This is a genomic window from Halobacterium sp. CBA1126, from assembly GCF_009741975.1.
In the GTDB taxonomy this organism is placed as follows: Archaea; Halobacteriota; Halobacteria; order Halobacteriales; family Halobacteriaceae; genus Halobacterium.
This window is the reverse complement of record NZ_WPCF01000208.1, coordinates 1-1,056: the sequence shown is the minus strand read 5'-3', so window position 1 is coordinate 1,056 and position 1,056 is coordinate 1. Positions and strand designations below refer to the sequence as shown.

The window sequence follows — 1,056 nt, the reverse complement described above, 5'->3', positions numbered from 1 at the left end:
CGCTCCCCGACGGCGAGGACGGCATCCTCGCGGTCCGGGACCTCGACGCGGGCTACGGCGACCTGCAGGTGCTGACGGGCGTCGACCTCGCGTCCGCGACGGCGAGTACGTCACCATCGTCGGGCCGAACGGCGCGGGCAAGTCCACCGTGATGAAGTCCGTCTTCGGGCTGACGACGTACATGGGCGGCGCCATCACGTTCCAGGAGACGCCCATCCACGAGCTCCCGCCGGAGGAGATCATCCACGAGGGCATCGGCTACGTCCCCCAGAACGAGAACGTGTTCGCGGGGCTGTCCGTCCGTGAGAACCTCGAGATGGGCGCGTACATCCTCGACGACGTCCCCGAGGACCAGATTCGGGCGGTGTACGACCGCTTCCCGATTCTGGAGGAGCGCGCCGCCCAGAAGGCGGGGTCGCTGTCCGGCGGCCAGCAGCAGATGCTCGCGATGGGCCGCGCGCTCATGCTCGACCCCGACCTCCTGATGCTCGACGAACCCTCGGCGGGGCTGGCGCCGGACCTCGTCGACGAGATGTTCGACCGCATCGACCGCATCAACGACGACGGCACGTCGGTGCTGATGGTCGAGCAGAACGCCAAGGAGGCGCTCAGGCGCTGCGACCGCGGCTACGTGCTCGTCAACGGGCAGAACAGTTACATGGACGACGGCGACGCGCTCCTCGACGACGAGGAGGTCCGCCGGGAATTCCTCGGCGGGTAGTCAGGCCGACACGAACGTCGACCCGCCGCCCTGTCCGGCGGACGGCCCGCCGGCCGACCCGGAGGGCGCGGCCGGTGCGCCGGCGCGTTTGTCGCCGGAGACGAGGAACGCCGCCACGTTACTCGCGAGGGCGTCGTTGTCGCCCTCCGTCGCGGTGCCCGACGTCAGGAAGTCGGTGTCCCCGACGGCGAGCACGTTCCCGTTGCGCGCGGCGACGCTGTACGACCCCTCGTCGCGGGTCGAGGACAGCGACACCTCACTGGCGGTGAGCACCGCGCTGGCGTCACCGCCGGTCGTCACGGGCGTCGCGTCGGTGAGGACCGCTTCGTCGACGC

2 pseudogenes are annotated in these 1,056 nt (G+C 70.5%); one reads left to right on the top strand and one right to left on the bottom strand.

Annotated elements, in window-relative coordinates:
* Window positions 1-23: 23 nt before the first annotated feature.
* Window positions 24-721, top strand: a pseudogene (locus GJ634_RS15215) (ABC transporter ATP-binding protein).
* Here the strand turns inward: GJ634_RS15215 and GJ634_RS15745 are convergent.
* Window positions 722-1,056 (bottom strand): annotated as a pseudogene (locus GJ634_RS15745) (hypothetical protein); the annotation flags it as partial. It lies immediately after the preceding pseudogene.